We start from the raw sequence: 7,358 nt of genomic DNA on the forward strand, positions 1-7,358 counted from the left end.
ATTAAAAATTGGTTCATTGATTTCCTCATCTAAATCAACGAGAAGATTGTGATTATCAAAGTACCATAAGTCGCGATTTTCAATAAAGAAAGTTATACCATCTTTTTTTAAAGCTGCACCGATATCATCAGGTGTTTGTTTTGCTACTCCGAGAGAAAATCCCTTTTGAACATTACTACAGCCACCATATCGAACAAAAAATTGTACGGTATCTCCGTCTTGGAGATCCAATTCTTCCTTATACCAATGAATCGCCTTATCGTTAACGATTATTTCCACCTGTAACACTCCTTTATTAGAGAATGTTCATACGTAAATGTACTAAATTTCTGAATACTAAAATTTAATATATCTTAATTATAATATATCTTTGTCTATCAAACCACCGAAATGGATATTTGAGTTATTACATTCTTGTGAATAATGATCATAAAAATACCCCAAAAGTTAGTTTTTCTCTAACATTTGAGGTTCATTCCATTCGTCAAGCTCTTTTAACTTTGACTACTTTCGTAAACAATGTTTTTTTATTAGTAGTCACAAAGGTTAATTTTATTAATTATAACCATTTTATTTTAGGCTCAGTTTTATTAATTATTCGTTTAATATTTGAACGATGTCGATAGATAACAAACAATGTTAATAATGAAACGACAATAATTAACCAAATGTCTTTTATCACAATGCTATAAATAATTCCAGAAACACCAGCGAGCATTGAGGAAAGGGAAACGTATTTTGAAAGATAAAGGACAATAAAAAAGAAAATTACTAAAGTTAAAAATAGCAATGGTTCATAACAAAGCAATACACCTGCAGAGGTTGCTACTGCTTTTCCACCTTTGAATTTTGCAAAGATTGGATATGTATGACCTAGAACTGCAAATACCCCAGGTAATAAAAGAGAAATATCTTCTTGTCCAAAAAAGATTGGAAATGCAGCAGCCAAGGTTCCTTTTAAAATATCCGCAATTGTAACAATTAAACCAGCTTTGATCCCAAGAGTACGAAACGTGTTCGTACCTCCTAAATTACCGCTCCCGTGCTCTCGAATATCTATACCATAACCAACTTTTCCAACGATTAGACCTGATGGTATCGACCCAATTAAATAGGCAAGAATAAAAATAATAGCTTCAATCATGATTGTACTCCTTTATATAATCTTCTTCTATTTTAGCATGACCAGATAGAAAAACACTATGAGAGAATAAAAAAACATAAAAACAAACATCGTAAGTATAAGCAGGCTTAAAAATTATCATGAAATAACTGGTTGTAATTTCGAAAACTTGTTATGATAATAGAAAAGGGGTTAAAAATATGACAATGGAATACCCGACAAGACAGGAAATCGGTAATATTTTAAAAGCAAGCAAAACAATCGCGGTTGTTGGCTTATCAAATAATCCTGAACGAACATCTTACATGGTAAGTAAAGCAATGCAGGATGCTGGATATAAAATTATTCCCGTTAATCCGACTGTTGATACCGTTCTTGGAGAAAAAGCTGTTGCGTCTTTAAAAGATCTTAAGGGACATATTGATATTGTCAATGTTTTTCGCCGTTCAGAACATTTATATGATGTAGCAAAGGAATTTTTAGAGATTGATGCAGATGTATTTTGGGCACAATTAGGTCTTGAAAATAAAGATGCCTATGATCTTTTAAAAAAGAACGATAAAACAGTTATCATGAATCGTTGTATAAAGGTAGAGCATGCAATGACGAAGTGATATTTGATTCTTTTTGAAAAAATCCTTGTAAAAACAAGGATTTTTTACTTTATAAGCAGAATAAAGTTTGCTAAATGTAAAATACCATATACAATAAAGCATGGATACGAAAGAATTTTGATATAAATCATCATTTCCAATTCTCATATGAGGACAGCTTTAACAAACATAAGGTTGTCGATATAAAAATTATTGTATAAAATACTTAAACATGAGTTTTTACTTGAAGAGTTAAATAGTATGAATATTTGTACTAAGTTATTCATGTTTAGTTCAAGTGCATAACGTGAGTGTGATTATTATTTCACTTCAGCAGTGCGCTTGGACTTTCTCAAGTAATGTATTTGTGTATGAATTGAAAGGGGTTTAGTCGTTTGGGTAAGCAACAACAGTTTGATTATAATGATGATGCGATTCAAGTTCTTGAAGGACTAGAGGCTGTACGAAAACGTCCTGGTATGTATATCGGGAGTACAGATAGTCGAGGATTGCACCATCTTGTTTATGAAATCGTAGATAACTCTGTTGACGAGGCTTTAGGAGGCTACGGAGATCATATAATTGTTAAGATACATAAGGATAATAGTATCTCTGTACAAGATAAAGGTCGTGGAATGCCAACAGGGATGCATAAACTTGGAAAACCAACACCAGAGGTTATTTTAACTGTCCTTCATGCTGGAGGTAAATTTGGTCAAGGTGGTTATAAAACAAGTGGTGGTTTACACGGTGTAGGTGCATCTGTTGTTAATGCACTATCTGAGTGGTTAGTAGTTACGATTCATCGTGAAGGTTTTATCTATGAACAACGGTTTGAAAATGGAGGTATCCCAGTGACGACCCTTTCCAAGAAAGGGAAGACAACGAAAACGGGAACTACGATTCATTTTAAGCCTGATCCAACGATTTTTAGTACAACGACTTATAATTATGAAATATTAAGTGAACGACTAAGAGAATCAGCGTTCTTATTAAAAGGATTAAAAATTGAGTTAATTGATGAACGAAACGATCATAGTGAGGTATATCATTATGAAACGGGTATTGAAGCATTTGTTACGTATTTAAACGAAGAAAAGGATGTCCTTCACCCTGTCGTATCATTTGAAGGAGAGCAAAATAGCATTGAGGTAGAATTTGCTTTTCAATTCAATGACGGGTATTCGGAAAATATTTTGTCATTTGTAAACAATGTTCGCACAAAGGATGGGGGTACTCATGAAGCTGGTTCAAAAACAGCGATGACGAGAGCCTTTAATGAGTATGCTCGAAAAAACGGATTGCTGAAAGAGAAGGATAAAAATCTTGAAGGATCCGATATAAGAGAAGGATTAGCTGCGATTGTTTCTGTCCGTATTCCTGAAGAGCTGCTTCAATTTGAGGGGCAAACAAAAGGGAAGCTAGGGACAAGTGAAGCACGTGCAGCTGTTGATGCAATTGTTACGGAAAATCTAACCTATTTCCTTGAAGAAAATCCAGATGCAGCAACTCTTTTAGTAAAAAAAGCAATTAAGGCTTTTCAAGCAAGAGAAGCTGCGCGAAAAGCACGTGAAGAAGCTCGAAGCGGTAAAAAGCGTAAGCGCTCTGAAACGACTTTAAGTGGTAAGCTAACCCCTGCACAATCACGTAATCCGATGAAAAACGAATTATACTTAGTTGAGGGTGACTCTGCAGGAGGTTCAGCTAAACAAGGAAGAGACCGTCGTTTTCAAGCTGTCCTACCTTTACGTGGTAAGGTAATCAATACAGAAAAAGCAAAGCTATCTGATATCTTTAAAAATGAAGAAATCAATACGATTATTTATGCAATTGGCGGTGGAGTCGGAGCAGAATTTTCCATTGAAGATATCAATTATGACAAAGTTATTATTATGACAGACGCTGATACAGATGGAGCACATATCCAAGTATTGCTGTTAACATTCTTTTATCGCTATATGAAACCATTAATTGAGAATGGAAAAGTATTTATTGCACTTCCTCCGCTTTATAAAGTAAGTAAAGGAACAGGGAAGAAAGAAGTAATCGAATATGCTTGGTCTGATGAAGAATTGCAAGGTGCTATTTCAAAGGTTGGTAAAGGGTATATGATCCAACGTTACAAAGGTTTAGGAGAAATGAATGCAGATCAGCTATGGGAAACAACAATGAACCCTGGAACAAGAACGCTCATTCGCGTAAAAATTGATGATGCTGCACGTGCAGAACGTCGAATTACAACACTTATGGGTGATAAAGTTGAACCTCGTAGAAAATGGATTGAAAGCAATGTTGCCTTCGGTCTTGATGAGGATACAAATATATTAGAAAATGAACATTTATCGGTCGCAGAGGAGGTATAATTTATGGCAGAGTCAGTTGAAATTTTTCGCGATTTACCTCTTGAGGATGTACTAGGTGACCGTTTTGGCCGTTATAGTAAGTACATAATTCAAGATCGTGCTCTTCCAGATGCCCGTGATGGCTTAAAGCCTGTTCAAAGACGTATTTTATACGCAATGCATGTTGAAGGGAATACAAATGACAAAAACTTTCGTAAATCAGCTAAAACAGTAGGGAATGTAATCGGTAATTATCACCCACATGGTGATTCCTCTGTTTATGAGGCAATGGTGCGAATGAGCCAGGATTGGAAGGTCCGGAACGTACTAATTCAAATGCATGGAAATAACGGAAGTATCGATGGAGATCCACCTGCAGCGATGCGTTATACAGAAGCTAGATTATCGGCAATTTCTTCAGAGCTTCTTAGAGATATTGAAAAAGAAACTGTAGAATTTGTACCGAACTTTGATGACACGAGCAAGGAACCAGTTGTCCTACCAGCTATGTTTCCAAATTTATTAGTTAATGGTTCTACAGGGATTTCTGCTGGTTATGCGACAGATATACCGCCACATAACCTTGGAGAAGTCATTGATGCGGTTATTAAACGTATGGATAAACCAAACTGTACAGTTGATGAGCTTATGAAAATCATCAAAGGTCCAGATTTTCCTACCGGAGGAATTATTCAAGGGATAGATGGAATTAGAAAAGCTTACGAAACTGGTAAAGGGAAAATTATTGTTCGAGGTAAAGCTGCTATTGAAGAAATACGTGGTGGTAAACAACAGATCGTCATTACTGAAATCCCTTATGAAGTGAATAAAGCAAACCTTGTCAAACGAATTGATGAATTCCGGATTGAACGAAAGGTTGAAGGGATTGCAGAGGTTCGTGATGATACAGATCGTACAGGTTTACGTATAGTCATCGAATTAAAAAAGGATGCTAATGCAGAAGGTGTATTAAACTATTTATATAAAAATAGTGATTTGCAAATTACGTATAATTTTAATATGGTGGCAATCCATAATCGTCGCCCTATGTTAATGAGCCTCCCATCAATCTTAGATGCGTATATTGGTCACCAAAAGGAAGTTGTGACAAATCGCTCAAAGTATGAACTGCGTAAAGCACAAGAGCGCCAGCATATTGTTGAAGGCTTAATTAAGGCATTATCAATCTTAGATGAAGTAATTTCAACGATTAGAGCATCGAAAGATAAACGTGATGCAAAGAACAATTTAATCGAAAAATTTGCCTTTACAGAGGCTCAATCGGAAGCAATTGTTTCCTTACAGCTATATCGTTTAACAAATACTGATATTACAGCACTTCAAAATGAAGCAGAAGAGCTTGATAAAAAAGTCAAAGAGCTTACAAGTATTTTAAGTGATGAACATGTTTTAATAAAGGTTATTAAAGATGATTTAAGACGTGTCAAAAAGGCATATTCAGATGAAAGACGTTCAGTTATCGAAGAGCAGATTGAAGAAATAAAAATCAATCTTGAAGTAATGATTGCTTCTGAGGATGTTATTGTAACAGTAACTAAGGATGGATATGTGAAGCGTACAAGCTTAAGGTCTTATGCTGCATCAAATGGACAGGATTTTGGGATGAAGGATACCGATAGATTGCTTTCTCAAATTGAGATCAATACGACAGATGTCGTTTTACTCTTCACAAATAAAGGGAATTATTTGTACTGTCCTGTTCACGAACTACCAGACATTCGTTGGAAGGATATCGGTCAGCATATTGCAAATATTATTCCAATCGATCGTGATGAAGAAATACTTAAAGCTATACCAGTTAAAGATTTTGCAGAAAAGTCATTCCTCACCTTTATTACAAAGCATGGAATGGTGAAAAAGACAGAATTAAGTCATTATAAGGCACAACGATATTCAAAACCATTAGTGGCAATTAATCTTAAAGGTGATGATGAGGTCATAGATGTTCATCTTACTGATGGTAGCCATGATTTATTTTTAGTAAGCCATTTAGGTTATGGATTATGGTTTGAAGAGGAAGAAGTAAGTTTAGTTGGACCAAGAGCTGCTGGCGTAAAAGGTATTAATTTGAAGGACAATGATTTTGTTGTGAGTGGTAATATCATTGATCGAACGAAGAAGGCATTTTTAGTCGTTGCAACTCAAAGAGGTGCAGTGAAAAAAATGAATTTAACTGATTTTGAAAAATCGTCACGAGCCAAACGTGGATTAGTGATGCTAAGAGAATTAAAAAATCATCCTCATCGAATTGTTGGAGCGGAAATTACGCAAGCAAAAGGTGACTTTTATCTTGAAACAGAACAAGGGGTTATTGAAAGTATCGATATTTCAACGTTACGACCTAATGACCGCTATAGTAACGGTTCTTTTGTAATTGATGAACAGGAATCAGGTTCTGTAAGTCTTGTTTGGTTTATTGAAAAGACTGACAATAAAGCAGAGTAAATAAAGTTTTCTAAATGAAAATCCCCTCTTATTTAATGAAAAATAAGAGGGGATTTTTTAAAACATCCTTTATTATTTATTTCGAACGTACTCAGTTAATGCATGCACGATTTCAATTCCTTGATAAGTTAATAAACTTAATGCAGTAAGTGAAAATAATGCTACTGGAATCAATCTTAAAAATGTCATCATTGATTACCTCCTTATTATTAAGATAAGTTAGGTTAAAATACAATGATGATTTGAATAATAGGAAGATTGATAATAAACTGCCTTAAGAAATAATTTTTGTATGAGTAAAGTTAGAACAGAAAGTAGCACAGATAGAAGCACGACTATTGCAGTAGCTTGTTCTAAATTCTCAATAAAAAGATTTCCTAAGTAATCGGGATGCTTCTTCTCATCCTGATGATGGTCAACAGTTGTGAACGAGATTTCATTTTCAACGCCCACTAAGCCTCCATGACTAACAGAATGATGATAGTGAGACATTGAAACGATTTGATAGCCCACAAACATACACATTAGGACTAAAAGAAAGCTTACATACTTTGACAGTTTCAATGGAATCACCCCTTTATCGAGTAATAAAACTATTTTAATCCTTTTTTTCACGTTTGAAAAGTATTTTAATTGTCTAATAACATCGATTTTTGGTAATTTATTCTTATATAAAGACTTTTCAACTATAAACCTAAAAAAATCTATTTTTTGAAAAGTTAATTAGTAAAGGAAAATAATGAAAAAAAATAGGATTAACCCCTAGAAGTTAATCCTAAATTTGGAACTAAATAATTAATATCTTTCAATTATTTCTTTTAACAACGATACATG

6 protein-coding genes are annotated in these 7,358 nt (G+C 34.4%); 3 read left to right on the forward strand and 3 right to left on the reverse strand.

Annotated features, from left to right (window positions below; translation table 11 throughout):
• Both HU235_RS11615 and plsY read right to left on the reverse strand, forming a co-directional pair.
• Nucleotides 1-279, reverse strand: a 279-nt coding sequence (locus HU235_RS11615) for a HesB/YadR/YfhF family protein (protein ID WP_174880319.1), incomplete at its 3' end; no start/stop codon positions are given.
• 280 nt (nt 280-559) lie between these two features.
• The gene (plsY, locus tag HU235_RS11620) at nt 560-1,144 is read right to left on the reverse strand and encodes a glycerol-3-phosphate 1-O-acyltransferase PlsY (protein ID WP_174880320.1); all 585 of its coding nucleotides are present in this window, start codon (nt 1,142-1,144) and stop codon (nt 560-562) included.
• Between the two features lie 179 nt (nt 1,145-1,323).
• On the opposite strand from plsY, the gene HU235_RS11625 reads away from it, so the two are divergent.
• The 3 genes from HU235_RS11625 (at nt 1,324) to parC (ending at nt 6,524) form a co-directional block, all read left to right on the forward strand.
• A complete protein-coding gene (locus tag HU235_RS11625) occupies nt 1,324-1,737 on the forward strand; it encodes a CoA-binding protein (protein WP_174880321.1) in 414 nt (137 codons plus the stop codon).
• Nucleotides 1,738-2,111: 374 nt separating this feature from the next.
• Nucleotides 2,112-4,079 carry a DNA topoisomerase IV subunit B gene (gene parE, locus HU235_RS11630; protein WP_095300887.1) on the forward strand — a complete coding sequence of 656 codons (1,968 nt, stop codon included), beginning with the start codon at nt 2,112-2,114 and terminating at the stop codon, nt 4,077-4,079.
• 3 nt (nt 4,080-4,082) lie between these two features.
• Nucleotides 4,083-6,524, forward strand: coding sequence for a DNA topoisomerase IV subunit A (parC, locus tag HU235_RS11635; RefSeq protein WP_174880322.1), 2,442 nt, complete (start codon nt 4,083-4,085; stop codon nt 6,522-6,524).
• A 219-nt stretch (nt 6,525-6,743) separates the two neighbouring features.
• Here the strand turns inward: parC and HU235_RS11640 are convergent, their stop codons facing one another.
• Complete coding sequence (locus tag HU235_RS11640; RefSeq protein ID WP_174880323.1) at nt 6,744-7,088, reverse strand: hypothetical protein; 345 nt, start codon at nt 7,086-7,088, stop codon at nt 6,744-6,746.
• Nucleotides 7,089-7,358: the final 270 nt, after the last annotated feature.

The organism is Metabacillus niabensis (genome assembly GCF_902829255.1).
Taxonomy (GTDB): Bacteria; Bacillota; Bacilli; order Bacillales; family Bacillaceae; genus Metabacillus; species Metabacillus niabensis.

What these genes read in the sequence shown, in the direction of transcription:
- plsY (WP_174880320.1), bottom strand. Translation starts at nt 1,144, where the DNA reads ATGATTGAAGCTATTATTTTTATTCTTGCCTATTTAATTGGGTCGATA.
- parC (WP_174880322.1), top strand. Translation starts at nt 4,083, where the DNA reads ATGGCAGAGTCAGTTGAAATTTTTCGCGATTTACCTCTTGAGGATGTA.
- HU235_RS11625 (WP_174880321.1), top strand. Translation starts at nt 1,324, where the DNA reads ATGACAATGGAATACCCGACAAGACAGGAAATCGGTAATATTTTAAAA.